Genomic DNA, 24,964 nt, shown 5'->3' on the forward strand with positions numbered 1-24,964 from the left:
AAGGAGGTGAGAAAGTGGGGATTTTTCAAAAGGCGGTAGGATACTTCACAAAAAAAGCAACGGTTCCTTTAGAAGAATACTTTTGTAAATTGCAAGTTGATTTTGTGTATCGAAAATTTGCGATTGAAACTTGTATTGATTTGATTGCAAATGCGATGAGTAAAGCAGAATTCAAGTCATATGAAGATGGAAAAAATAAAAAGAATGATCTGTACTATAGGCTGAATGTAGCTCCTAATAAGAAAAATAATGCAACAGAATTTAGAAAAAAACTGATCAGGAGATTAATATTCTACAATGAAGTATTGATCGTTTCTCCATCTAATAATTCTAGCGAAATATTTATTGCGGATAGTTGGGATGTCACAGAATATGCATTGAAAGATGATGTGTTTTCTCAAGTGCAAATTAACAATATAGTCCTTGATAGAGAATTTCTAGAAAGTGATGTTATCTATATAAAATACGCAGATCAACAAATTAGGCAACTAGTTGATGCGTATTATCAAGCGTATGGGAAACTCATTTCTAGTGCTATGAATGTTTACAAGCGTTCTAACGCTCGTAGATACGTACTGAAAGGTAATTTATTCCGTTCGCAAGACAATACAACACAAGATCAAATCAATAAAATGATGACATCACAATTTAAGGCTTTTATGGAAGCCGATAATGCAGGTGCGGTATTTCAATTACAAAATGAGTACACATTAGAAGATTTCAGCGGAAACTTTCAAAGCAATTCAAGAGATATAAAAAACTTAATAGATGACATCTTTGAGATGACAGCAGCAGCGTTTCACGTTCCGAAAAACCTACTAAAGGGAGACATGAGTGGGTTATCGGATCAAGTGGACGCTTTTTTAATGTTCGAAATCATACCGATTGCTGAACTTATTCAGGATGCGTTTAACGCTAGTCTCTATGAAGCAGAAGAATACTTGTCAGGGAATTTTGTACGTGTGGATACAACTATGATCAAGATTACTAGCTTCAAAGATTTGGTTGATGCTATTGATGTCGGCATTAGAAATGGGGTATTTACAATCAACGAAGGAAGAGAACGCGTTGGAAATGATCGCTCTGATAAGGCGATGGCAGATGAAATATTTATAACTAAAAACAACCAACAAGTATCGAAAGGAGGTGAGGCGAATGACGACAATGAAAACATTTCTAGCAGTAAAGAATGAAGGCACAGTACCGCAAATTTTTATTCAGGGATTTATTGGTTCTAGTTGGTTCTTTGAAGGGAATACTGACAAGGGAATCAAAAATATTTTGGATAGTCTAGGTGATCAAGAAGAAATTGAAGTAGTAATTAATTCAAACGGCGGAGACGTATTTCAAGGGATTGCTATTGGGAACTTACTTAAGTCAAATAAAGCAAAAGTTAACGTTGTGATTAACGGCTTAGCCGCTAGTGCTGCTTCAATTATCGCAATGGCTGGCGATACTATAAAAATCTACAACAATGCACAATTGATGATTCACCGCGCTTCCACATACGGAGAAGGAAATGTCGATGATTTCCGCACGATTGCTGATCAATTGGAATCAATTGATAAATCGGTAAAGGCTTCATATAAAACAAGATTCAACGGCACAGATGAAGCATTGCAAGAACTTCTTGAAAAAGAATCGTTTATGGATGCAGAAACAGCTTTGAGTTACGGATTGGTCGATGAAATTATCGATGCAGAAAATAGCGCAGGTACTGAAACTAAGAAAGAACAAAGCGTTGAAGAAATTTTGAATGACGTTGAAGAAAAAAGAGCAGAAAAAATCGCTGCATTTACAGCAGCATTAAATAAAACATTTGGACAAGGAGATGCAAAATAATGACAGTTAAAAATTTAAAAGGTGTAACAGCTGCAAGCGACCAATTGATGAAAGCTTTTAAAGATGGTAACGAAGAATCTTTTAGCGCAGCTATGGTAAGTTTATCTAAGGAAATTCAGGATAAAATTTTAGAAGAAGCAACAGCAAAAAATCAAGATCAATTAGTATTAATGAACCGTGGTCAGCGTGTACTAACTACACAAGAAACAAAATTCTATAACGAAGTAGTGAATAACGAAGGTTTTGCAGGGGTTGAAGAATTAGTACCAGCTACTGTATTTGAACGCGTATTTGAAGATTTAGAACAATCTCATCCACTATTGCAAAAAATTACTTTTGTTAACACAACTGGTGTAACAGAATGGATCGTGTCACGTGGAGTCAATCCAGCATGGTGGGGTAAACTTTGCGAAGCTGTTAAAAAAGTTTTAGATAATGGCTTTGACGTAATTAACATGAAGCAGTTCAAGCTATCAGGTTATATTCCTGTATGTAAGGCAATGCTTGACTTAGGTCCAGTATGGTTAGATCGTTATGTCCGTACTGTTTTAGTAGAATCATTGAGAATTGCATTAGAACAAGCAATTGTTGATGGTACTGGTAAAGATATGCCAGTCGGAATGATGCGTGACATGAGCAAACAAACTAGTGGAGAATATGCTGAAAAAACAGCAGAACCTATTACAGCTTTAGATGCTGCAACTATGGGCGGTTTGATGGCACGACTATCAAAATTCAATATCGAAGGCGTAGATGATCCGATTTATCGTAATGTAAATCCTTCTGATGTGGTCCTAATTGTGAATCCAACAGATTACTGGTCTAAAGTTTTCCCAGCTAAAACCGTACTAACTGCTAATGGAGAATATGTACAAGTATTGCCAGTACCAGTTTCAGACTTGCAGTCAACAGCTGTGCCAGAAGGAAAAGCAGTTATTGGGGTAGCTTCAGATTACTTCATGGGTGTAGGATCTACGCTAAAAATCGAAGCTTCAGATGAATACCATTTTGTTGAAGACGAACGCATTTATCTAGCTAAACAATACGCAAATGGACAACCTAAACGTAACGATAGTTTCATTGTATTAGATATTAGCGCTTTGGGAACTACTACTACAACTACAAAACCAACAACCACAACAACTACAACACAAGCGTAGGTGATCAGAATGAAGTATATTCTTTGTCAGCCGGCAATCAATCGGTTTAAATGGGAGCTTGAAGTTTGTTTAACTAATCTGAAGAAACTAGGAATCAAAGATATCGTATTGCTTTTCAGCAGACACGATGATCAGATTCCTATTTTTTTTGAGAAGGAATATGGCGTTGAAGTTCATGTGTACGATGATCTGCGGGACGACAAAGAGTATATTCCTTCGATTAAACCATATTTATGGTGGAAATATTTAGAAGAAGATCATTCGCGTGAGGACGACCGATATTTCTATATCGATTCGGATGTCATTTTCAATAAAAGAATTAATTTGCGCAAATTGCCTTCTAAAGATGATGTTTGGTATTGTAGCGACTGCTGTAGTTATTTAAGTCTTGATTATATTAGAAGCTGTGAAAACGGAGAAAATATTCTAAAAGATATGGCAAACATTGTAAATGTTACAGTAGAATCTTTGGAAACTATAAACACTAATTCAGGAGGCGCACAGTGGGTTATTAACCGTCCTAAAGCGAATTATTGGAAAAAGGTTTATCTAGATTCTAATCGGCTATATCGCTACCTTAGAGGGCAAAAAACAAATTTACAGATTTGGACAGCCGAGATGTGGGCACAGCTTTGGAACATGATGTATTTCAATATTGGTCCTAAAGTTCACGAGGAATTAGACTTTTGTTTTGCTACCGATCCAATAGAAAAAGTTAAAGAAGTAAAAATCTTACACAATGCTGGAGTAACAACAAACGATGAAGATTTATTTTTCAAAGGGAGATACGTGACTTCTACGCCTTTTGATGAAGATTTATCATTTGTAAACAAGAAAAAATGCTCTTACGCATATGTTAAAGCAATTAAGGCGGTGGTTAGATGACGCCTGAACAAGTGACTGAAGAATTGCTAATAGCTGTGAAGGATAATATTTACGTTACCTGGAACGAAGAAGATGAGTCAATTAAAAAGATGATAGCTAAAAATGCCGTTTATCTTCAAAGTAAAGTGAGTACAACACTTTCTTTTTCTCCTGAAAGCTTAGAATACGGATTGCTAATCGAAAGATGTAGATACGACTGGAATCGTGCTTTAGATGAGTTTGAACAAAATTTCGCTAGTGAGTTATTAGGTTTCATTCAACATTATGCGCTACAAGAATATATTGCAGGTGATGGGAATGGCGAATAATCGTAGACTCGAAGAAACATTCAACGATGGTTGGTTAAAGATTTTGACGCAAACTACCAAAAGAAATGAACTAGGAAAAAAGATTGGTGTAGAAGATACAGAAATCACTTCTTTAAAATTTAGAAATCTTTCCATGAGAGATAGTGATATAACAGCTATGGATGCGATGGGATCGAAATTAACTAAGAAAGTAAAGACTCCATTTCATCCAATCGCCAAGAAATTTAATAAAGATCAATATTTTATCGTAATCGATAGTATGCGTTACAACGTTATCTATGCCGATTACGATAATTTTTATATCTATTTTTATCTTGAAAGTGTGGGTGAATATGGTGATTGATAATTCTAAAGAAAAAGAACGTTTAAATAAGCAAATTTCTGCTATCAAAACTTCCTTAGAAGAACATTTTGGCCTCAAACTCTTTCAAGACTCCGTAGGCGAGGATGAGCTACCTGATGATTTTAATTACTTCATTCTCGAAACAGGAGAAATAGAAATGATCACTGAACCAAAATATAGCGTGGGTCAAAATCTATATCTAACTTTCTATTCAGAAAATAGAGAAGATTTAACAGGAGATTCACTAGATATTATTTCATTGATTCAAAATCGTTCGATTCGTTTTCAGAGAATGGATCCCAATCATTTAAAACTAGAGAACCAAGATCGTTATATCGATCAATTGGTATTTACATTTAGACGATTATTGAAGAGTGATTGTCATGGCTAAAAATAGTTGGGAGCTAAAAATAAATGGACATGATGAACTTCTTGGGCGGATGGAACGCTATTCAAGCGAGAGTGAACGACTGATCAATGAAGCATTGAAATCGAAGGGTTCGGCTATTGCAGTGGATAGGATTACAGAAAAAATTCCTGTTTCTGAAGCAGATTTAAGAAGAGGACACCAACACGCAAAAAATAGTCGTCCACTTAAGACTCAATATATTAATTTGGGTTTCATCATTAGACCTACAAGAAAATTTGAGTATTTAAAATATCCTGATTTGGGGATAGGTACTTCTAAAAGAAATCAGCCAGACGAATTCATGAGAAGAGGATTAGGTCTTGCACTTGATCCAATTACAGAACTTCTGATTCGTCAATTCGATAAATTAAATAAATAGGAGGAACAACAATGGCTAAAACAACAACTGTAGTAACAACGTTCGATAACGTGAGTATCAAACGAATTGCTTTTAATTTTAAGAACGCAGAAAATGCAATCGCAACAGATTGTAACGGACAATTAGATGGCGAAACAGAAATGCAAACGGTGGTTAAAAAATGTGGAGCGACAGAAGTAAAATCAAAATCTAAACCAATCAATATGACGGTAACAATTACTGCACATGTACCGATGGAAGTTTATCGACGTTTCAATGGATTGAAACAAGATGAACGTATTAAACCAGGCATTTACTCTTACGGTCCTGATTCCGTAGGCGAAGATTTCTCACTTGCTGCAGAGATCGTGGATGACTTCGAAGAAAATAGCAAGTTAGTTGGTATGTTAGCATGCACTTCAAATACAGGATTAACATTCTCTATTGAAAATGGCGCGGATGAAGTAGCTGCGTTAGAACTAGAAACAAAAGTTATGCAAGATGAATTTGGTAAATTCTATCATGAAGCAATTGTTGCAGAACTTGAAGAAGACTTAACAGATCAATGGATGACAAATCTATCTGCTGATGTGATTAAAAAGAGTTCAACAACCACTACTACAACGACTCAAGCTTAAACATAAAACGGAGGTAGCAAAATGAACGAAGATTACTCAAAAATTGAACTAAACGATGGAACAATTTTGAATTTAGAACCTAAACTGAATATCAAGAAATTATTGATGATCAATAGAGATTTTAACACAGACGAGTTTGCAAAAATGACTGTGGGAAAAGGATCCATGGATATTTCTGTTATTCAAGGTGCAAAGGCTGTGTATATTGCTTACCGACAAGCGAACATGACTGATTATATTTCATTCGATGAATTTATCGATAAATGGGATTTTGATATGGCTACTGCCAGCTATATTTATCAATTGATGATGTTCAAACAAGCACGAGATGCCTATCAAAAAGAATTCGAAAAAGCAAATAAGGAAAAAAAGATTCAAAAGTAAAAATGCCAAAGCTCTTAGTTGAAACGTGGGTCGATGTCTATTCGATGTTGACCGACGTTTTTTCTATGCCTTCAGATTTGGTTTTAAGCGATATCTGTTTAGATGACATTTTGCAAATGGCTTACAACAAGAGTGCTTATGAAGGATGGAAAAACTATGCAATAAACCAATCCCAGAAAAACTAAAGAAAGGAGGTAAAAAATGGCTAAAAAGAGAACAGAAGCAGAAGTAACTTTCATAGCTAACGATGACGGATTGAAATCTACGTTAAAAGAAATCAGTGCTGAATTAACTAAAAATAGAGCAGAATTAAAACTAGAACAAGCTCAATTACAACAGACTGGTTCTGAATCAGACAAGTTAGGAAGTAAATTATCTTCTTTAGAAAAGCAGTATGAATTACAAAGTCAAAAAGTTGAAGTAACTAGTCAACGTTTAGCTAATGCCAAAAAATATTATGGAGAAAATTCCACCGAAGTTCAGAAACTTGAAAGAGAACTGATTAATCAACAAACAGCACAACAACGTTTGTCAAACGAAATTGATAAAACGAGTAATGCACTAGCTCAAGCAAAAGGCGAAATACAGACGTACGAGTCTACAATGCAACAGTTGGACAGTGAACAGAAAAATGTTCAAGCTAGTGCTTCTCTGATTGAATCCGAATACAAAAAATGGCAAGCAACTGCTGGTCAATCAGCTTCTGAATCCGAGAAATTAGCGAAAGCCCAAGAATATGTTTCTCAACAATCTGAAAATGCAGAGAAAACGATAGATATCCTGAGACGACAGTTAGAAGCTACACAGTCTGAGTTTGGCGCTACATCCACAGAAGCAATGCAGATGGAGGCGAAGCTTAATGATGCTGAACGTGAATTTGAAGAGTTAGGACAAGCTGCTAAAAATGTAGATACAACTAACTTGGACGATATCGGAAGCAAAATAGATATGAATAATCTAATGGAAGCTTCTGACGTTTTAAGCGACATTGGCGATAAGCTTACAGAATTAGGGAAACAAGCAGTGGACTCTGCTAATAGTGTAGGTAGTTCCCAGAGTAAAATACAAGCTAATTTTGGTTTGACTAAACAAGAGGCTGAAGAATTAACGAATGTAGCCAGAGACATTTATTATAAAGGTTTTGGAGAATCGTTAGATCAGTCCACAGATGCATTGATTTTGGTAAAGCGTAATTTAGGCGATTTAAATAATCAAGATTTACAAAATATCACGGAACAAGCTATGGTCCTAGAAAACACCATGGGCGCTGACATGGATGAAACGTTACGTGGTGTAAATGGATTAATGGTCAATTTCGGCTTGAGCGCTCAAGATGCAATGGATTTAATGGTTTCGGGTACTCAAAACGGTTTAGATAAAACGCACGAATTAGGCGACAATATGGCAGAATATAGCCAATTATGGAGTCAAATGGGATATTCAGCTGATGAAACGTTCGGAATGCTTCAAAATGGTTTAGATGCGGGTGCTTATAACCTTGATAAAGTCAATGACTTAGTTAAGGAAATGGGAATATCGTTAACAGATGGTCGATTTGAGCAAAACATGGATATGTTTAGTGAAAGTACTAGAAAAGCTTTTGAAGAGTGGAAAAATGGAGGAGGAACACAAAAAGACGTTATTAATTCCATGATTCAAGATTTTAGCAATATGGATGGTCAATACGACCAATTAAATAAAGCTTCTACAATTTGGTCTGCACTTGGCGAAGATAACGCGATGAAAGTTGTACAATCTTTGACTGATGTTAACCATACATTTGATGATGTTAGTGGATCTGCACAAAAAATGAATGAAGATTCTACTACTCCGTTACAAGAATTAAACGGAAAAATAGCTGAATTAAAGGATTCATTAGCTCCTATAGGCAACACAATCATAGATGCACTCGAACCAGTAATTGATTTTCTAGGAAAGATGGCTGATGCGTTTAATAATCTTCCACAACCAGTACAGGATTATGCCGTAGCGATTGGCGGATTGACTGCTGCATTTACTTTATTAATGCCAATAATAGTTGGCTTCATGGCTCTAGGTGGTCCTACTACATTAATAATAGGAGCAGTTATTACTGCTATTGCTGGAGTTATAGCAATTATAAAAAATTGGGGCGCAATTACTGACTGGTTTAAGGGAATATGGAGTAAATTCACTGATTGGTTGGGTGGTACTTGGGAAAGTATAAAAGAAGGTGCCTCATCAGTTTGGGATGGAGTTAAAGAAACCTGGTCTGGATTTGTAGATTGGGTTCAAGATATTTGGCAAGGAGTTTCTGATTGGTTTGGAGAGCTATGGAGCGGATTAGTTGAAGGAGCTTCCAACATCTGGCAAGGAGTCCAAGAAACTTGGCAAACATTCGTTGATTGGGTTTCAAATATTTGGAACGGAGTCAAAGAAGTATGGTCGATTATTTGGGCAGACATTGTAGGAATTGTTCAAATACCATGGACATTAATAACGTCATTGATTCAAGCTGGTATTAATATTATCGTGGGTATTTTTGATGTAGCTGGACAGTTATTAGGCGCAGCTTGGCAAGCTGTTTGGACACCTATTTCTGATTTCCTTAAAAATACTTGGGATACTATGACACAATGGATAAGTATCGCTTGGAATGGGATTGTAACTACATTCCATACTATATTTGATCCAGTAGTGGCATGGTGGAATGGTATATGGACAGCTATTAGTACTACGGCTTCAAATATTTGGAATTCAATTAGTGCAACAGCTTCTAGTATTTGGAACAGTATCAAGAATACAATCACTAGCTTGGTACAAGCAGCTGCTACAGTAATTCAAAATATTTGGTCAACTGTATCTAGTTGGTTAGGTGGAATTTGGAATTCAATCAGCTCTACAGCATCAAATATCTGGAATAGTGTGACTAGTAGTATAAGCAATGCTATAAACGCAGCTAAAAATGCCATCCAAAGTGTTTGGAATAGTATATCTTCGTGGATCAGCGGAATTTGGAACGGTATCAAAAATACTGCTTTGAATCTTTGGAATGGAATTACAAGCACTATTAGCTCTAAAGTAAACGATGGAAAAAATGCAATTTCAAGCGGTTGGTCCAATCTAACAGGTATTGTTTCCGACATATTCAATAATGTTAAAAGTACGATTGCTAACATTTGGGAAGGTATTAAAAAAACTGTTAGCGCTCCGATTGATTGGATTAGAGATAAAATCAGTGGCATCTTTGATAATTTGAATATTTCGATACCACATATTCCGTTACCACATTTTAAATTGAGTGGGGAATTCAATCCATTGAAGGGAAAAATCCCAACGTTGGGTGTTGATTGGTATGCGAAAGGTAGTGTGTTTAATTCTCCGAATATTATCGGTGTCGGTGAAGCAGGACCTGAAGCAGTCTTACCTTTGAAAAGATCTGTTCTGCAAGAAATTGGTGATCGTATCTTGAGTAGCACCTCAGTTTCATCTAGGGCACAGACGGTTCAACCTGTGAACAATTACGAATTCAATTTCACAATTGATGGTAACGCAGATGAGGTTACTATGAAGCAGACAACTCAACAAATCATTGATAGCATTACAAAAGTTCAAAATGATAATGCTTCGGCATGGCGTTAAACAGGAGAGTATTTCTCCTGTTTTTTTAGTATTAAAAAGGATGTGAAAAAATGACTGATTGTATACATTCTATAATCGATGGATTTCCTGATTATTTGCATAAATTGGCTTTAGCTGAAAGACCAACTATACCTTCTCCAAAAAGACAGAGAGTTGAAACTTCTGTTTTAGGAAGGTTAGGTGGCTTAGTACAAGATTACTCGTTCGAAGATATGTCGTTTACTTTGCACTATAACTATTTAGAGGATGTGGAAGACCATCAAGCGTTCAAGCAATCGTTTTATATCATGCGTCATTGGTTAAACTATGCAAAGAAATTAGAATTTTCTGATGATCCCAACGTCTATTACGTTATCCAGACTATCGATATTGGGGATGCAGAAAACGATATTGTTGAATGGGGAGAGTTCGATGTAAATATTACTGTGAAACCATTCGCAAGAGTTCAAGAAGATATGCCTATAACCGTAGATAAGCCACAGTCATTTAACTTGTTGAATAATAGTTTAGAAGAAAGTTTTCCAAAGATTATCATCACTCCTTCAGCTACTTCATGCCAATTCATCTTAAATGATTATGTGTTTAGTTTTGAAGGCTTAGTAGTGGGAACTGACATAGTCATTGATAGTGATTTGATGCTTTGCTACGAAGAGCAATCGGACGGAGATATTTTAGATCGGTCCAACAAAATGAAGACCATGCAATATCCGACATTGCAAGTGGATATTAATCATTTTAATTGTACTGGTTTGAGCAAAATACAAGTTTATCGTAATGGGTTAAGGTAGGTGAAATAGATGATCGATAATTTAATAACTATTTACGATAAAAACGACGCGAATAATTTAGCTGAACATTTATATGATACGCAAGGTTTAGGCGCTTTGTCAGACTGGTTAACAGCCACTGTTAGCAATAAACTAAACGGAGCCGAGATATTTCAGGGTACTTATCCAATAAGCGGAACTAATGCAGACTTGATTATAGAAGGACGTATTATTCAGTGCTATGTAGATGAAAATCGAGCAAAGCAACGTTTACGGATTTATTATGCAAAGACTTCTGTAATAGGAAATACGATAGAAGTAAAAGCTGAACCTATTTTCAATGATATAAGAAAATCGGTGTTGAATAAATATGACAGTGGAACAGAAAAGATCACTGCTACTCAGGCATGGCAAAACGCAAAAGCTTTAGCGAAACCAGCTATCCCTTCGCAGTTTTCTTTCTCGTCATTAGTAGATACGCTTGCTAATGTGAAGATAGAAAAGGCGAATTTTTTAGAATTCTTTGGTGGAAAAGAGGGATCTATTCTAGATCGATTCCATGGTGAATTTCTAAAAGATAATAATACATTACGTCATGAAACAAGGCTAGGCACGGATCATAAAATCAAAGCGATTTATACTAAAAACTTAACTGGTCTTGACTTAGAGATAGATGCTCAAAGCGTTTTAGTTGGAGTTTATCCACTCATTAGCAGTTCTTCAGAAGGAGAAGACGAGATCACTCTACCAGAAGAAGTCATTTTCACGGATTACGTGGAAGATTATCCTGCTGGATATGTTTCTTTTGTTGATTTTAAAGACAAAGCGACTGATGTAGCCTCATTAAGGGAAGCTGCTAAAGACTGGTTGAAAACAAACATAGATAAACAAAAACCACAAGTGAGTGGTTCGATTGAATTGGTACCATTGAGGCATCAAAGAGGTTATGAAAAATTTGTTGATCTAGAAAAAGTTTCGATGGGTGATGGAGTAGATGTGTATCATCCACAGTTAAAAGTGAATATGTCAGCAAGAATTGTGGAATATACGTTTAATGTTTTAACTAACTCATACGATAAATTAGTTGTAGGAAACGTCAAAACAAACTTCTTAGAAAATACAGAGAATAATATAAGTAATTTGATTAATGATGCCATTGATCAATTGAAAAATGGCGGCGAAATCAGCGATTTAATCAATGATATTGTAGATCATCAAACTGATATGATTACTGGTCAAAATGGTGGTTATGTTTTATTAGATCCTAAAGAAGCGCCTAGTCGTATTTTGATTATGGACACGCCAGATAAGAATACCGCACGGAATGTTTTGCAAATCAACAACGCTGGTATTGGTTTTTCTAAAACTGGTATTAACGGAACATATGAAACAGCATGGACGTTAGACGGCGTGTTTAACGCTAGTTTTATTACGTCTGGTGTATTAAAGGCTATTAATATTGAAGGGGTAACGATTAAAGGTTCTACAATTACAGGGGGTACAATAACCAGTCAAGGTACAGATTTTACTACAGAAATCAAAAATGGGGATATTTCTTGGAAAAGAAACAGTGATGGGGTTGTATATTTTAAACAAAAGCCAGAAAACTTTACCAGCGGAAGTACAACAACGTCAAATATCAGATTCCAATTATTAGATAAAGCACAAGGGTTTACCGTTAGTAAGGGTGATGCAAGATTTCCAGCGTATTTACTTAGTTTTAATGATGGTACATTTGGTGTTAATACGTCTACATCATTTGATTTGATGGCAGGTAGCAGAAATGATGGTACTGGTGTACCATCGAACATGGCAAATGTTAATGGTTACCATAGTATTGGGGTAGAGTTATCTCACAAGTATAATGGTAAGTTAACGATAGCTAACGTTCGATCTACTGGTTTTAGTGTTACTGGTGGTACTAAAAATGCCAGTGTCTCTACAGAACATTATGGTCAAAGACTATTAAATGCCTATGAAACACCAGAAAATTATTTTGCCGATTATGGGGAAGCTTTAGTAGGAAAAGATTGCATTGTTAATGTGCCAATTGACCCTATTTATGCAGAAACAGTTACGCTTTGTTTGTATCATGTATTCTTAACACCTAATAAATTATGTCAATTCGCGGTAACAGAAACTACACCAGAGTATTTTGTAATTGAAACTGATACACCTAATGTATTATTTTCTTGGAATTTAGTAGCACACAGAAAAGGTTTTGAGCATCAACGTCTAGAACTTGATGACCATGATTATAATGTGCACGAATATGACCAAAATGAATTTTAGCAAGGAGGTATATAAATGGCTAGCAGTTTATATAATTTGGCTTTAGATTTCAGCAAAGAATTAAACTACACCAAAGCTATTATGGCTCGTCAAGGTGATAAAGGGATTACGGTGACTGTTAAACCATTTTTAAATGGCTTGCAGATGGATACGAGTGGCGGAACATTTACTTTAAAAGGAACAACACCATCTAACCGTTATGTAGATAGTGTTGCAACTAGCGTAACTAGTGAAGAAGTCACATTTTCTCTTGATGGCACATTTATGAGTGAAGCAGGATATTATAAACACTGCTATGTAGAATATAGAAAAGACGATCAAATTTTAACGACGCAAGACATCATTTTTTTCTCACTAGGAGTGTCTGACATTTCGCAAGGCCAAGCCGATGAATACGTTTCGCAATTGGAAGAGTTGATTCGAAAGTATAACGAAACTTTTGATGCTTTTATGGCTGAAATTAAAGGTAGAGTGGATAGCTTAAATCAACAGATTAATGATTTAACTGGTCAAGCCAAAACACTACAAGACAAGTTAGATGCTCTGAAAGAAGAAATTTCTAAATTAGGTAACTTACAAGTGATGTACAGTAACAGCATCGATTTCGGTGACTATGATTATTCGGGGAATCCCAACTTATTTGTAAATAAATTGGAATCTAGCGATTTTATTAAGGGTAATCATGGGTCACTAACTGATGATAACGGAATATTACATTTTACGTCTGACGGTACAGGCGACATTAATATGTTAACAAGTGCTAATATGCCATCTGTTGGCAGTGGTAAAACATATACTCTAAGTGCAAAATTGCGATTTGATGAAGGAACTACAGGAGACATTAATAAATTAAGGTTGACATATCGTAAAACACCTGGGGGAAGTGTACTATTAGAAGCAAATAATACGAGCATGATAATAGATGACGTAGGAAAAGAAATAACAATCAAAGGTACGGCCAGTGTTGCATATGAAATCACAAATTTAGATCGTTTTTTCATTAGTGTTAGCTTTTCTCAAAACGGTAAAATAAATGGTGGATTTAAATTGTACGACATCAAAATCGAAGAAGGCTCAACAGCCACTCCGTATCAGCCAAACTTACTAGATGCGCCGTATTATTTGAGTAAGGTGGCTTTGGGTGAGGATATCGCAAACAAAGATGTTCAGTTTCCTATTACTACAACTGAATACTCTGTTTATTTAAAAGCCAATGTAGAAGACTACAAAGTTAACCAGAAATATGTGTTAACTATGAAAGCAACCAAGCCAGCAATTCAGCGATTTGTAGCATTTCTAAACGGCGGTACAATTAAAGCTGCTGATTTGTATCCAGTTGAAGGATTAACAGATACATGGCAAGGAGAGTTCACAGTAACACAGGCTAGCATAGACGCAGGCGCACTACGAACTCTAGCTGTATATCAGTTTCCAAGTGAAACAAAAGGTACTGTAAAAATAGACTGGCTCAAGATTGAAAAAGGAGACACCAGAACCCCTAATATTAGTGAGTATAAATACCGAGGAATCGGCACGCGAGATTCAAACAATCCAAAAGATTATGTATGGGATCTAGCACCAGAATATGTCGAAGATAACTTGGTCACAGATGTTAAAATTTCTGAAATCACAGGTAAAGCAAACAATTATACCGATAATTCAATAGCAGCTGTCAACACGAACGTTGTGAATATTGCCGATGATTTAGCTAAGCAAATTAACGTAAACGAAAATGCGGCTAGAAATTATACGGATACTAAGAAGATAGAAGCAGTCAATGAATCAAAGAAGTATACAGATGAAGTTTTCAGAAAGGAGATAGTGAATTTAACTGTAAAGAATGGAAATCTAGGCACAGCACGATTATATAGACAGGGAAACTGTGTTACGATTTACTTTTTTGATTTAAACGGAAGAAATAGTGGTGGGAATGATTCGGTTATTTTAACTGTTCCAGAAGGCTATCGGACACCAATTAGTTTTGAACAACTGGTTGGGTCGACTGACAGAAGTGCTTTTAACAATGCTCAACTTGGGTTTGGAGCGGATGGTAATATTTATTGGAGGCGTAACACATCATATGCTTCTTCATATACATTCGCAGTGACATATATCATATAAGAAATAGATAACCAGTGTGCTCAAATGAGTGCGCTAGTTATTTCCAGAAAGGAGGCTGTTTGATTGAAAGATGAAGCAATACAAGATGTAGTGGAGCGTTTAGTACGCATTGAAACAAAATTAGATAACTATGAATCATTACGAGAAAAAGCGGATTTTGCAAAAGATCGAGCAGATCAAGCGTATTCTGCGGCACTCAATAATGCAGAAGATATCAAAGAAATGAAAAACAATAATAAGTGGGCTTGGGGCTATATGATTGGGCTAGGCATCACGATTATTGCATATTTCTTAACAAAACTGTGAGGGAGGTGATTCAATGGAAAAAGCAATTAATGAAATTTTAGGAACAGGCATCATTATTAGTCCGATAGTAATTATTTTGGTTGAAGTAATGAAGAAGCCAAATCTTATCCCTTCAAAATGGCTGGCACCATCAGCATGTTTTGTGGGGATTTTGTTTGCAGTCGTTTTGTCTTTGACCTATCCAGATTTAGGATCATGGCAGCAATTGGCTATGTCTGGAATTGTTGCAGGAGCGATTGCAAGTGGTATCTATACGCAAACTAATTTAAAAAAATAGGAGGAGAAATATGAAAAAGAAAATTTTCGTAGGAGCTATCATAGCTCTTTTTTTATTGCCAATAAACGCCTTTGCTTACACGATCAACAATGAGTTTAATTTAGGTGCGAATGAAGGTAGTTCTCAAGTAGCGAATAATCAATACATCCTATTGCATGAAACAGCAAACGAAACTGCGACAGGACGAAATGAAGCGCAGTACATGAAACGTTCTTGGTACAATGCCTATACAGCGTATATTGTTGGCGACGGTGGAATTGTTTACCAAGTCGGACAACCTGGTTACGTGCAATACGGTGCTGGTTCATATGCTAATGCAAATAGTCCTGTGCAGATTGAGTTACAACACACACATGATAAAACAACGTTTGAGAAAAACTACAAGGCATACGTTGAATTGGCTAGAGATTCAGCAATGAAATATGGTATTCCATTAACATTGGACACGCCTTATAACCAACCAGGAATCAAATTGCATTTATGGGTAACACAAAATATTTGGGGCAATCATACAGATCCTTACGGTTATCTTTCTGAAATGGGTGTAAGTAAAGAAAAATTAGCCTATGATTTGGCTCATGGTTTTACGGATGATAATCCAACTACTTCGGAGGATAAACCAGTCATTGATCCAACTAGAGCAGGTGCTGCAAATCCTACGCTGACAGATGGAACAAATTACGCCCACATTGATCAGTTCGGAGAAATCGAAAACGCAAACTTGCATGTAGCTGGATGGCACATTGCTAACTATAAATACGAGTATATCTTCATTATGAATTACGATACTGGAAAAGAATTAGCTCGAGTAAGAGGTGATGGAATTTATAGACCAGATGTAAACCAAGCTTATAATACTTCTGGAAATGTTGGTTATCATGTATCTTTCAATATGCGTAATTTTCCTAATAAGAAAGTCTATGTAATGATGCGGGCAACGAATGATCCAGAAGGGAACACTAAAGGCGGAGCACAAGATTTTCATGATAAACGCTGGTATTTAAATATTCCGCAACGATAAAAAATGGCCCCTCGTTGAGGGGCAGTACATATAATTAGGCTACATCTGCAATTTTAGTTATTGTTATAAAGACGGCTAAGATGTAAAATTAACATATATTTATAACAAATGATCGGAGAAGCGGCTGTTGGAAGAATTACATTTATTTTTTGATGATTCAGGCGTCTTGCATAGGAATGCACCTAATAGATTTTTTGTCTACGCTGGATACGCATTCATTGGCAAGGATAATAAAGAAATTGCAAAAAGAAAATATAAAAAAGTGGTTCAACGAATCCAAACCAAACGAGGTAACAGAGAAGAATTAAAAGCTTGTTATTTAGATAAAAGTGAAAAATACGAATTATACAGGGTTTTAAAAAACGAACATAGTATGGGATTAACAGTTGATATCAAAAGGGTACAGTCAAATATTTTAGATCATAAAAAATCAATACACAGATATAAAGATTATGTATTAAAAAGACTGGTCAAAGAAAAAATTAAGTTGCTGATAAATAGAGGATTATTGAATCCAGAGGACGACTTAAAGCTATGTATCTGTGTGGATGAGCAAGCCACTGCAAGTAATGGCTATTATAATTTTGAGGAATCAGTATATGAAGAACTAAAAAATGGTGTTCATAATTTTAATTAGGGTGTATTTTATGAACCTATTTGGAAAGGTAAGTTAGAAATAAATGTGTCTTATTGCGATTCTAAACATAATTATTTGATACAAGCTAGTGATATATTGGCAAACAGATTATGGACATCGTTCAAGATTGATAACAGAGAAATGAGAAATATACCGGAACATTCTTGTATGAGGTTGCCTTAAAAAATAAGCTAAATTTTTTTAAGCATAACTATTGCATTTAGCAGATAGTTACTTTATGATTAATTTACAGGCGAATTAATTTCGCACTGCCGACACAAGGAATACGATAATAATTATTAAGCGTAATGTAAGTACGCCGTCCCTTGTGGGCCACCTCCAAAAGGTGGTTTTTTTATTTAATTTTAATCAGTATTGTATTTGTATTTTCGTTCTGCAATTAACTCTTCTAAATGCTTAAATATAGTTCTTTATATTAAATCGTGTTAGCCTTGTGTTACCATTACATTCGTGTTATACTAAACAAGTAATCTAATTTGAAACGTAATCTGAGCGATATATTCACACTATAAAAACTCCTTTTACAAAGTAATATTAATTGCAACAAAACACGTATTATATACGTATCAGGAGGAAATATATATGAATAACGGTACAGTAAAATGGTTTAACTCAGACAAAGGTTTTGGATTTATCACTGGAGAAGATGGAAATGACGTATTTGCACATTTCTCAGCGATCCAGGGAGAAGGCTTCAAGTCTTTAGATGAAGGCCAAGCAGTTACTTATGATATTGAAGAAGGTCAACGTGGCCCTCAAGCAGTAAATATTGTAAAATAATGTTGAACTTTAAACACCTCATTTGAGGTGTTTTTTTATTTTAAGCTAGATACCGTAATTATTGCTAGCAATTTAGAGTAGTTCGTTACTAATTAAGGAGCAAATAAAATTATTATAATATAAAAAATTAAGCAAATAATAGACTAAAAAATAACTATGTGAGATAATAAACATAGAAAAAAGCTTCAGATACCTCCTAACCCTAGAGTCTTTCCCCAAAAGATAAGTATCTGAAGCTTTTTCTTTTTATGACTTAGAAATAATAGCATAAAATAATATATTTTACAAAGAATAAGTACAACCTAGTTTTTTGCTATTAAATATGTAATAATAAAGATGCCACCGCAACGTAAAGAATGAAAAAAATAATTTATCTTTTCTCAGGTCCATTCTTTTTGTTTGCAGGAGTTGTGGTGGCATTCCGTACCTTTAGCTCAGTTGGTTAGAGCAGACGGCTCATAACCGTCCGGAGCTTTTCTTCATTGCCACTCAAATGAGTGGCTTTTTTATGTATCCTTTTATGGATTAATGAAAGGATGTTTCACATAGTTATACTTCTGTATATTTGAAAAGTTTTACTTTGACTTTTAAAATAGAAAGACATTTTGGTTAAATTGTGAGATAATAATAAAGAAGAGTTTAAAGCGTTCCCCAAAAACCACTCCCCCATAAGTGTGTTACGCTTTAAACTCTTTTATACTTGAAGCTATTAAAAAGCATACCATATAACTGTAAAAAATAGTGGGAAAAAGACTTATAATTGGAGTGATAGTTAATTAGTGACTTATTTTTGATTTTATAGCACTGATACTATAAAATATAGATATCATCATATTACACAATCTTAATACTAACTTAAAAAATATCTCCTTTCATAAGTATGGTGATAAAATCCGTTCCGGGCTACCTTTTTAGGTAGCCTACTTTAATCTTTGTATCTTTCTGGATCAACGAAAGTATACTTTATATAGTCATAACGCCGATGATCGCTTCGTGCGTCTGGCACGTCAGTCACGATATCAAACAAAAAGTATACATCCTTCTTCATTCTAGTTTTCGCAGCAGGAATTTTGAAATAGTTCTTATTAGAATAGTAGAGATTGATTAATAAGCTATCTTCGATTGCTAAAAAGAAAACTTCTGAATCCCATACTTTATAAAAATCTTTGATAAACCTATTCGTAGGATCGAATTTAAACCATAATTGTGTTTTTCCTTCCATCAACATAATGTTCACCTCAAAAAGAGTATACGAACAAACGTTCCTTTTGTAAAGGCGGAATATCATTGATAATATGGATGGAACATATATATTAAAAAGTGTTCTTTTTGAATGCTATTTTGAATGCCATTTTCATTCATTTAAAGAAAATCAGCGAAAATAAAAAATGCTCAAACCCTTATAAAATAAGGATTTAAGCATCTAGCGAAATCTGCTGAAATCTCACAATGGAGACGGCGGGAGTCGAACCCGCGTCCAAACACATCGCCACTTAAAAATCTACGTTCATAGTCAACTCATTTGAGGTTTCGCTTTACAGCTTGCCGAGTGACAGGCATTCTGTATCGCTAGTCTGATATTCTCTTTTTCAACTTACAGACGGAAAGTTGAAACGTATCCCACTAAAGTTAGGACCCTTACTCGAGCACATGGGCGATGCCGAGAGGATCTACGCTAACTGTTTTTAGGCAGCTAAAGCGTAAGAGTTGTTTTCGTTTTTAGCAGTTATATTTAACTGTAACGTTTTTACGTAGACGTAACCTACGAAACGCAATTCAAGCTCGACTGTGCCTGTCGAATCCGTAACGTCCCCGTTAGCTAACAAGGGTTACGTGTATTTTTCATACAAAATCAGTATAGCATATCTTGGGATAAATTCAATAAAAAAGCGGATGATACCCCATTATTTATATAAAAACTGTCCCTTTCTTAAGAAAAAATAAGTGATTTTTTAAGAAAGGGTCCAGTTTCGAAAAAATATACTTAAATCAGATCAAAATGCTTCAATGCGTGGACAATCCCGCCTTCTGTATTTTTCTTTGTGATGAAAGTAGAAAGCTCTTTTAATCCATCATAGGCATTGCCCATAGCGATTTTGTTGTCGCAAGCTTCCAACAAGGCAAAATCATTCGGACCATCGCCAAATCCAAAAGTAGGAACTTCTTCTAATTGAAGTTCTTTCTTCAGTCGTTTGACACCTGCGCCTTTTGAGATTCCTTTCTTCACTGTATCAATCGAGTAAGGACCATTCCGATAAAAAGTTAGCTCAGGAAAATGTTCATGATAGTATTCGTCACCCGATTGAGATAAGATAAGTAACATATTTACTGTATTGTCTTTAAAGCCTAGAGGATCTATTTCCGGCACATCTGAATGGATAAAGTCATAAGCATCGATCATTGTTTGGCTATGACCGGTACACCAGATTTTCTGGTCGTTATAGTAAGAAAGTTCATGCCCATTCAACTGTACATGATCATACATTTTTTGACATTCTTCTGAAGAAAATGTCTGAGAGTAGATTTCTTCACCGTTTACTCGAATGAAAGAACCGTTCATGGTGACTGCAGAAGTAATGCCCGCATCTTCCATGATCGAGTGGATTTCTGCTTCTGTACGTCCTGTGGCGATGACGGGAAGAACGTTGTTTTCTTTTAATGCGTTCATAGCTTTTGCCACTTCGGGTGTGATTTTTGACTTCGCATCTAGTAATGTTCCATCAAGATCAAAGAAAGTGATTGCACGATAATTTGACACAAATAAAACTCCTTTTTTATTGGAATAAGTTTATCTTAACAAAGAATGAACAAAAGACAAACCTTTCGTGAAGAATTCCTGAACATATTGGTTCAGTCAACAATATAGAGTATACTATAAGAAGAGAATTTAGGAGGGAAAGAATGATTTTTTTCAGTATTGGTATCTTATTCTTAATAATTGGCAGTCTTTTTCGGATTCTGCCCTCAAAAGGAAACCTGCCTTTTTATGGGTACCATTCGCCTCTTGCCGCAAAAACAGACGCTCATTGGCGACTAGCACAAAAGACAAGCGGGAACTGGTTTTTCCTTATGGGCTTACTGATGACATTGATCGGTTATTATTTAAAGACATCTGGACATACGAATTATTTTTTGATCGAGATGCTATTATTGGTATTTCCAATTATGCCCATTTTTATTATGACAGAAAAAAAATTACAGAGATATGACCTGGAAACTGGAGGGAACGATAATGAATATTTTAATGATTGAAGATAATCAATCTGTTTCTGAAATGATGCAGATGTTTTTCTTAAATGAAGGTTGGGAAGCAACCTTCAAATATGATGGAAAAGAAGGGCTCGACGCCTTTTTAGAAAACCCCCAACATTGGGACATGATCACATTGGACTTGAATTTGCCTACAATGGACGGCATGCTAGTAGGAAGAGAGATCCGCAAAGTTTCAAGCACAGTGCCGATTATCATGCTGACAGCTAGAGATTCTGAAAGTGATCAGGTGATTGGCTTAGAGATGGGGGCAGATGATTATGTGACGAAACCTTTCAGTCCGCTGACGCTTATTGCTCGAATGAAAGCTTTACATCGCCGTAGCGAGTTGGCAGAAGCAAGAGAAGAAGCAGCGGTTTCAGATGACCATTTTGATATTGAGACCAGTCATTTCAAGATGAATACGAAAACACGAGAAGCATATCTGGACAATCGGCCCATCGAAGGCTTGACGCCTAAAGAATTCGATCTATTGTTTACTTTAGCAAAAAAACCACGACAAGTATTTTCTCGGGAACAGTTGCTTGAACTAGTCTGGGATTACCAGTATTTTGGTGATGAACGGACAGTAGATGCCCATATCAAGAAATTGCGTCAAAAAATTGAAAAGGTCGGACCACAAGTTATCCAAACTGTTTGGGGAGTCGGCTACAAATTTGATGATTCTGGTGTTGCCTAATGCGTTATTTGTATCAGCAACTCTTAGCTTTTTGCGGAATGGTCGCGTTGATCTTATTGATCGTCGGAGTTTCTTTTACGCAACTGACAAAACAGACGATTGAAGAAAACAATTATCAGCAACTGTTTGGATATGCTGAATCAGTTGAAAAGACAACGCAAACCTATGCCGATACACTTCCGCAGTTTAGTCAAGATCAGGCATTTCAAAATGCATTGCTGCTGACGGAGCAAGTACTGACAGAACAAAATGTGAATTTTATATTCATCGACAAAAATGAACGTGTCATTTATCCGACCAATACAGCATTGCTGAACTTTACCTTAACAACGGATCAATGGAAAAATCTGAGGAGTGGGCGTCAAGAGAAATTCACATCGAATAAAAACATTTTAGGGCAAGCACAGGCGACCTCTTACGCACTTGTACCATTCAATTTGAATCATGAATTCTATGGAGCACTTGTAGTCAGTCAACCTGCGCGAAATATCGATAACAGTGTTCGTCCAATTACACTGAACCTGTTCAAAGGTTTCATTTTTTCCAGTATTGTGGCGGTCATTGCCAGTTATGCTTTTGCAGCATTCCAAGTCAAGCGGATCAATCGTTTAAGGAATGCGACGAAAGAAGTGACGAATGGCAATTTTGATGTACAGCTTCCCGTACATGATAAAGATGAATTTGATGAGTTAGCAGATGATTTCAATAAAATGACGAATTCACTGAAAGAATCTCAAGCAGAAATCGAAGAACAAGAAAATCGTCGAAGACAATTCATGGCAGATGCTTCCCATGAGATGAGAACACCTCTTACGACAATCAACGGTCTTCTGGAAGGGTTGGAATACAATGCAATCCCTGAGAATCAGCGAGAAAACGCGATTAAATTGATGAAGAATGAAACAGAGCGTCTGATCCGTTTAGTAAATGAAAATTTGGATTATGAAAAAATCCGTACGAATCAAATCAGTATGGTCATTAAAAAATTCAATGGTACAGAAACATTGAGGAATATTGTTGCCCAGTTAGAAGCTAAAGCAGAGGCAGCAGGGGATACGTTGACACTGAAAGCCGATGATGATATCGATGTTTATGCGGATTATGACCGTTTTGTCCAAATCATGGTCAATATTATTCAAAACGCGATACAATTTACCGAAAACGGCCAAATCATGGTCACCCTGGAAAAAGGCTATCTTGAAACGATCATCACGATCGAAGATACGGGAATTGGAATGTCTGAACAACAAATGAAAAGTATATGGGATCGCTATTATAAAGTAGATCCTTCAAGAAAAAATACAAAATATGGTGAATCAGGATTAGGTTTACCAATCGTGCAGCAGCTTGTTCGCCTGCATAAAGGAAAATTAGAAGTAGAAAGCGAACTAGGAAAAGGAACGAAATTCACTGTTCGTTTGCCTGACGTAGAAATCAAAGAAGAGTAAAAAAACAAGTGATATAAAAGATCATGAATCGATCTTCTATATCGCTTGTTTTCTTATAATAAAAGGACTGATTTAACCCGCAGGCTCTAAACGATCAATGTAAGGACTTTGGGCAATAGTAGCGTCATGCGTAAAGAGTAAAATACCTTGATTTTCTTCATGAGCTAAATAAGAAAGCAAATGGAGCAGTTCTTGGATCTCCAATATACTAAGTTCATCAAATGTATCTTCAATAACAATATTGTTTCGTTTGGAAAGCAACGCATGAAGCAATTGAAGCTTTACTTTATCAAAAGGCGTAAGCTCAGTCGCCGCACAATTAAGTAACGAAGAAGAGATATCAAGTTTTTCTTGATAGGCTAAACGATCTTGTTTGATTCCCTTTTCTGGTAAATCTAACAGCACATGGTCTTTGAGCTTTAGGTAAGGAAACATTGGCCAATCTTTTTGAACGATGGCGAAATTTTCCAGATTAGCAACTAGAACTTCTTTTTTTAAATGTTCCAATATCTTATCCTGTTTTTCGAGGGGACACAAGATAACGGTCAAATGGTCAGCGTTAATCAAATATTCAGGTTTCATTACGTTTAGACCTCCTGCTTTGCAAGTGATGGATAAAAAAAGTGAATGGCAATAGGCTGAGAATCAGACAGCACCCGCTAAGTCCAACAAGTGTTTGGGCAAAGCCTCTAAGAATATCTGTGAAAAACAGATCATTTTGAAAATCGATAGTAAAGAAAGTCTGCTGATCCATCGGAATCGTAAGTCCGCTTACTGAAGTCAAGATATCACGGATATCTGGCAGCTCAGCAGTCTTTAAGACAAGAAAATTGATCCTTTGAAGCAGTGTTTCATAAACCGACTGGAAGCTGACGATCCACAATAAAACCAAGATACAACAAAGAAAGAGAGGAAAGAACAGCTGCCAAAAAATAAAAAGGAACAGTTTGGCTTTAGAAAGACCAGTCAGGCGCCAATTCATCAATTCTTGCTGGTTTTGCCTGAGTGAATAGTAAAAGAAAAAGATAAAAAAGAAGGCAAATAGAAAAAATAAACTGAATATGCCTTTTAGATAAAATCGGCTAGCTAATTCTAAAGCCGGAAGAAGCTCCGTAGATGCAGAAGCACCAATAAATGAAAGCCGATCTTGGACTTGATTCGCTAAAGCCGATTGCAAATGGTAGAGAGTCAGGCATGCTATCAATAAAAAAGCAGAAAAGCTTGAAAATAAACAATAGAGTATTGTCTGCTTTTTGTAATAAATTAATCGAGCAGTAGCATAGCGGATCATTTTCATACTTTTCACCTCTATAAAAAGTATAAAAAATGAATATGAATAAAGTATGAAATTCCTTTAGTAAAATCACGAATTAAAACCAAAACCAGGAAACCTCTTG

26 protein-coding genes, 1 other RNA gene and 1 pseudogene are annotated in these 24,964 nt (G+C 35.9%); 23 read left to right on the forward strand and 5 right to left on the reverse strand.

Going from position 1 to position 24,964, the window contains the following annotated elements:
• Positions 1-14 precede the first annotated feature (14 nt).
• The 20 genes and pseudogenes from QK255_RS04780 to QK255_RS04870 all read left to right on the forward strand — a co-directional run bounded on the left by QK255_RS04780 (position 15) and on the right by QK255_RS04870 (position 18,170).
• Entirely contained in the window at positions 15-1,193 is a 1,179-nt protein-coding gene (locus tag QK255_RS04780; protein ID WP_002342088.1) for a phage portal protein, read from the forward strand.
• Positions 1,156-1,842 (forward strand): head maturation protease, ClpP-related, encoded by a 687-nt coding sequence (locus QK255_RS04785; protein WP_061605169.1) that lies wholly within the window; start codon positions 1,156-1,158, stop codon positions 1,840-1,842. The genes QK255_RS04780 and QK255_RS04785 overlap by 38 nt, the downstream gene beginning before the upstream one ends.
• A complete protein-coding gene (locus QK255_RS04790; RefSeq protein ID WP_002318250.1) occupies positions 1,842-3,002 on the forward strand; it encodes a phage major capsid protein in 1,161 nt (386 codons plus the stop codon). The genes QK255_RS04785 and QK255_RS04790 overlap by 1 nt, the downstream gene beginning before the upstream one ends.
• A gap of 9 nt (positions 3,003-3,011) precedes the next feature.
• Entirely contained in the window at positions 3,012-3,887 is an 876-nt protein-coding gene (locus QK255_RS04795) for a hypothetical protein (protein ID WP_123838945.1), read from the forward strand.
• Positions 3,884-4,195 (forward strand): hypothetical protein, encoded by a 312-nt coding sequence (locus QK255_RS04800; RefSeq protein ID WP_002334513.1) that lies wholly within the window; start codon positions 3,884-3,886, stop codon positions 4,193-4,195. Before QK255_RS04795 ends, QK255_RS04800 begins: the two co-directional genes overlap by 4 nt.
• Positions 4,185-4,538, forward strand: coding sequence for a phage head closure protein (locus QK255_RS04805; RefSeq protein WP_002286522.1), 354 nt, complete (start codon positions 4,185-4,187; stop codon positions 4,536-4,538). The genes QK255_RS04800 and QK255_RS04805 overlap by 11 nt, the downstream gene beginning before the upstream one ends.
• The gene (locus QK255_RS04810) at positions 4,528-4,929 is read left to right on the forward strand and encodes a hypothetical protein (protein WP_002296598.1); all 402 of its coding nucleotides are present in this window, start codon (positions 4,528-4,530) and stop codon (positions 4,927-4,929) included. Before QK255_RS04805 ends, QK255_RS04810 begins: the two co-directional genes overlap by 11 nt.
• Positions 4,922-5,326, forward strand: a complete 405-nt coding sequence (locus tag QK255_RS04815; RefSeq protein ID WP_283341603.1) for a hypothetical protein — start codon at positions 4,922-4,924, stop codon at positions 5,324-5,326. Before QK255_RS04810 ends, QK255_RS04815 begins: the two co-directional genes overlap by 8 nt.
• An 11-nt stretch (positions 5,327-5,337) precedes the next feature.
• Positions 5,338-5,943 (forward strand): hypothetical protein, encoded by a 606-nt coding sequence (locus tag QK255_RS04820; RefSeq protein WP_002318244.1) that lies wholly within the window; start codon positions 5,338-5,340, stop codon positions 5,941-5,943.
• A gap of 21 nt (positions 5,944-5,964) precedes the next feature.
• The gene (locus tag QK255_RS04825) at positions 5,965-6,327 is read left to right on the forward strand and encodes a hypothetical protein (RefSeq protein WP_283341604.1); all 363 of its coding nucleotides are present in this window, start codon (positions 5,965-5,967) and stop codon (positions 6,325-6,327) included.
• A gap of 2 nt (positions 6,328-6,329) precedes the next feature.
• The gene (locus QK255_RS13320; protein ID WP_002305377.1) at positions 6,330-6,512 is read left to right on the forward strand and encodes a hypothetical protein; all 183 of its coding nucleotides are present in this window, start codon (positions 6,330-6,332) and stop codon (positions 6,510-6,512) included.
• 16 nt (positions 6,513-6,528) lie between these two features.
• Positions 6,529-9,948 carry a phage tail tape measure protein gene (locus QK255_RS04830; protein WP_283341605.1) on the forward strand — a complete coding sequence of 1,140 codons (3,420 nt, stop codon included), beginning with the start codon at positions 6,529-6,531 and terminating at the stop codon, positions 9,946-9,948.
• Positions 9,949-9,998: 50 nt separating this feature from the next.
• On the forward strand, positions 9,999-10,736 hold the full coding sequence (locus tag QK255_RS04835) for a phage tail protein (RefSeq protein WP_283341606.1): 738 nt from the start codon (positions 9,999-10,001) through the stop codon (positions 10,734-10,736).
• A gap of 9 nt (positions 10,737-10,745) precedes the next feature.
• Positions 10,746-13,007, forward strand: a complete 2,262-nt coding sequence (locus QK255_RS04840; protein WP_283341607.1) for a phage tail spike protein — start codon at positions 10,746-10,748, stop codon at positions 13,005-13,007.
• A gap of 15 nt (positions 13,008-13,022) precedes the next feature.
• Positions 13,023-15,128, forward strand: a complete 2,106-nt coding sequence (locus tag QK255_RS04845; protein WP_283341608.1) for a coiled-coil domain-containing protein — start codon at positions 13,023-13,025, stop codon at positions 15,126-15,128.
• A 63-nt stretch (positions 15,129-15,191) separates the two neighbouring features.
• On the forward strand, positions 15,192-15,434 hold the full coding sequence (locus QK255_RS04850; protein WP_002342098.1) for a hemolysin XhlA family protein: 243 nt from the start codon (positions 15,192-15,194) through the stop codon (positions 15,432-15,434).
• A gap of 13 nt (positions 15,435-15,447) precedes the next feature.
• The gene (locus QK255_RS04855) at positions 15,448-15,711 is read left to right on the forward strand and encodes a holin (RefSeq protein WP_111994845.1); all 264 of its coding nucleotides are present in this window, start codon (positions 15,448-15,450) and stop codon (positions 15,709-15,711) included.
• 10 nt (positions 15,712-15,721) lie between these two features.
• Entirely contained in the window at positions 15,722-16,732 is a 1,011-nt protein-coding gene (locus tag QK255_RS04860; RefSeq protein WP_283341609.1) for a peptidoglycan recognition protein family protein, read from the forward strand.
• A 127-nt stretch (positions 16,733-16,859) separates the two neighbouring features.
• Positions 16,860-17,552, forward strand: a pseudogene (locus tag QK255_RS04865) (DUF3800 domain-containing protein).
• 420 nt (positions 17,553-17,972) lie between these two features.
• Complete coding sequence (locus tag QK255_RS04870; RefSeq protein ID WP_002293041.1) at positions 17,973-18,170, forward strand: cold-shock protein; 198 nt, start codon at positions 17,973-17,975, stop codon at positions 18,168-18,170.
• 925 nt (positions 18,171-19,095) lie between these two features.
• Here QK255_RS04870 and QK255_RS04875 read toward each other — a convergent pair.
• From QK255_RS04875 to QK255_RS04885, 3 genes are all read right to left on the reverse strand, one after another.
• The gene (locus QK255_RS04875; RefSeq protein WP_172892691.1) at positions 19,096-19,398 is read right to left on the reverse strand and encodes a DUF5960 family protein; all 303 of its coding nucleotides are present in this window, start codon (positions 19,396-19,398) and stop codon (positions 19,096-19,098) included.
• Between the two features lie 219 nt (positions 19,399-19,617).
• Positions 19,618-19,984, reverse strand: a transfer-messenger RNA (tmRNA) gene (gene ssrA / locus QK255_RS04880).
• A gap of 170 nt (positions 19,985-20,154) precedes the next feature.
• Positions 20,155-20,928 (reverse strand): Cof-type HAD-IIB family hydrolase, encoded by a 774-nt coding sequence (locus QK255_RS04885; protein WP_002290402.1) that lies wholly within the window; start codon positions 20,926-20,928, stop codon positions 20,155-20,157.
• Positions 20,929-21,071: 143 nt separating this feature from the next.
• Here QK255_RS04885 and QK255_RS04890 point away from each other — a divergent pair, with 143 nt between their 5' ends.
• Genes QK255_RS04890 through QK255_RS04900 form a run of 3 tightly spaced genes read left to right on the forward strand, consistent with a single transcriptional unit; the run spans position 21,072 to position 23,567 of the window.
• Complete coding sequence (locus tag QK255_RS04890; RefSeq protein WP_002290403.1) at positions 21,072-21,422, forward strand: SdpI family protein; 351 nt, start codon at positions 21,072-21,074, stop codon at positions 21,420-21,422.
• Complete coding sequence (locus QK255_RS04895; RefSeq protein WP_002290404.1) at positions 21,403-22,119, forward strand: winged helix-turn-helix domain-containing protein; 717 nt, start codon at positions 21,403-21,405, stop codon at positions 22,117-22,119. Before QK255_RS04890 ends, QK255_RS04895 begins: the two co-directional genes overlap by 20 nt.
• On the forward strand, positions 22,119-23,567 hold the full coding sequence (locus QK255_RS04900) for an ATP-binding protein (protein WP_002290405.1): 1,449 nt from the start codon (positions 22,119-22,121) through the stop codon (positions 23,565-23,567). Before QK255_RS04895 ends, QK255_RS04900 begins: the two co-directional genes overlap by 1 nt.
• Before the next feature lie 72 nt (positions 23,568-23,639).
• Here the strand turns inward: QK255_RS04900 and QK255_RS04905 are convergent, their stop codons facing one another.
• Positions 23,640-24,149 (reverse strand): hypothetical protein, encoded by a 510-nt coding sequence (locus tag QK255_RS04905; protein ID WP_002329381.1) that lies wholly within the window; start codon positions 24,147-24,149, stop codon positions 23,640-23,642.
• Entirely contained in the window at positions 24,139-24,864 is a 726-nt protein-coding gene (locus tag QK255_RS04910; protein WP_002290407.1) for an FtsX-like permease family protein, read from the reverse strand. Before QK255_RS04910 ends, QK255_RS04905 begins: the two co-directional genes overlap by 11 nt.
• Between the last annotated feature and the right edge of the window lie 100 nt (positions 24,865-24,964).

It is taken from the genome of Enterococcus sp. ZQ21, assembly GCF_030053755.1.
Classification (GTDB): Bacteria; Bacillota; Bacilli; order Lactobacillales; family Enterococcaceae; genus Enterococcus_B; species Enterococcus_B lactis.

Coding starts and splice junctions, on each gene's coding strand:
- QK255_RS04840 (WP_283341607.1), top strand. CDS start 10,746: ATGATCGATAATTTAATAACTATTTACGATAAAAACGACGCGAATAAT.
- QK255_RS04855 (WP_111994845.1), top strand. CDS start 15,448: ATGGAAAAAGCAATTAATGAAATTTTAGGAACAGGCATCATTATTAGT.
- QK255_RS04815 (WP_283341603.1), top strand. CDS start 4,922: ATGGCTAAAAATAGTTGGGAGCTAAAAATAAATGGACATGATGAACTT.
- QK255_RS04800 (WP_002334513.1), top strand. CDS start 3,884: ATGACGCCTGAACAAGTGACTGAAGAATTGCTAATAGCTGTGAAGGAT.
- QK255_RS04905 (WP_002329381.1), bottom strand. CDS start 24,149: ATGAAACCTGAATATTTGATTAACGCTGACCATTTGACCGTTATCTTG.
- QK255_RS04810 (WP_002296598.1), top strand. CDS start 4,528: ATGGTGATTGATAATTCTAAAGAAAAAGAACGTTTAAATAAGCAAATT.
- QK255_RS04785 (WP_061605169.1), top strand. CDS start 1,156: ATGACGACAATGAAAACATTTCTAGCAGTAAAGAATGAAGGCACAGTA.
- QK255_RS04820 (WP_002318244.1), top strand. CDS start 5,338: ATGGCTAAAACAACAACTGTAGTAACAACGTTCGATAACGTGAGTATC.
- QK255_RS04830 (WP_283341605.1), top strand. CDS start 6,529: ATGGCTAAAAAGAGAACAGAAGCAGAAGTAACTTTCATAGCTAACGAT.
- QK255_RS04910 (WP_002290407.1), bottom strand. CDS start 24,864: ATGAAAATGATCCGCTATGCTACTGCTCGATTAATTTATTACAAAAAG.
- QK255_RS04795 (WP_123838945.1), top strand. CDS start 3,012: ATGAAGTATATTCTTTGTCAGCCGGCAATCAATCGGTTTAAATGGGAG.
- QK255_RS04805 (WP_002286522.1), top strand. CDS start 4,185: ATGGCGAATAATCGTAGACTCGAAGAAACATTCAACGATGGTTGGTTA.
- QK255_RS04875 (WP_172892691.1), bottom strand. CDS start 19,398: ATGTTGATGGAAGGAAAAACACAATTATGGTTTAAATTCGATCCTACG.
- QK255_RS04895 (WP_002290404.1), top strand. CDS start 21,403: ATGAATATTTTAATGATTGAAGATAATCAATCTGTTTCTGAAATGATG.
- QK255_RS04870 (WP_002293041.1), top strand. CDS start 17,973: ATGAATAACGGTACAGTAAAATGGTTTAACTCAGACAAAGGTTTTGGA.
- QK255_RS04835 (WP_283341606.1), top strand. CDS start 9,999: ATGACTGATTGTATACATTCTATAATCGATGGATTTCCTGATTATTTG.
- QK255_RS04845 (WP_283341608.1), top strand. CDS start 13,023: ATGGCTAGCAGTTTATATAATTTGGCTTTAGATTTCAGCAAAGAATTA.
- QK255_RS04900 (WP_002290405.1), top strand. CDS start 22,119: ATGCGTTATTTGTATCAGCAACTCTTAGCTTTTTGCGGAATGGTCGCG.
- QK255_RS13320 (WP_002305377.1), top strand. CDS start 6,330: ATGCCAAAGCTCTTAGTTGAAACGTGGGTCGATGTCTATTCGATGTTG.
- QK255_RS04790 (WP_002318250.1), top strand. CDS start 1,842: ATGACAGTTAAAAATTTAAAAGGTGTAACAGCTGCAAGCGACCAATTG.
- QK255_RS04890 (WP_002290403.1), top strand. CDS start 21,072: ATGATTTTTTTCAGTATTGGTATCTTATTCTTAATAATTGGCAGTCTT.
- QK255_RS04860 (WP_283341609.1), top strand. CDS start 15,722: ATGAAAAAGAAAATTTTCGTAGGAGCTATCATAGCTCTTTTTTTATTG.
- QK255_RS04825 (WP_283341604.1), top strand. CDS start 5,965: ATGAACGAAGATTACTCAAAAATTGAACTAAACGATGGAACAATTTTG.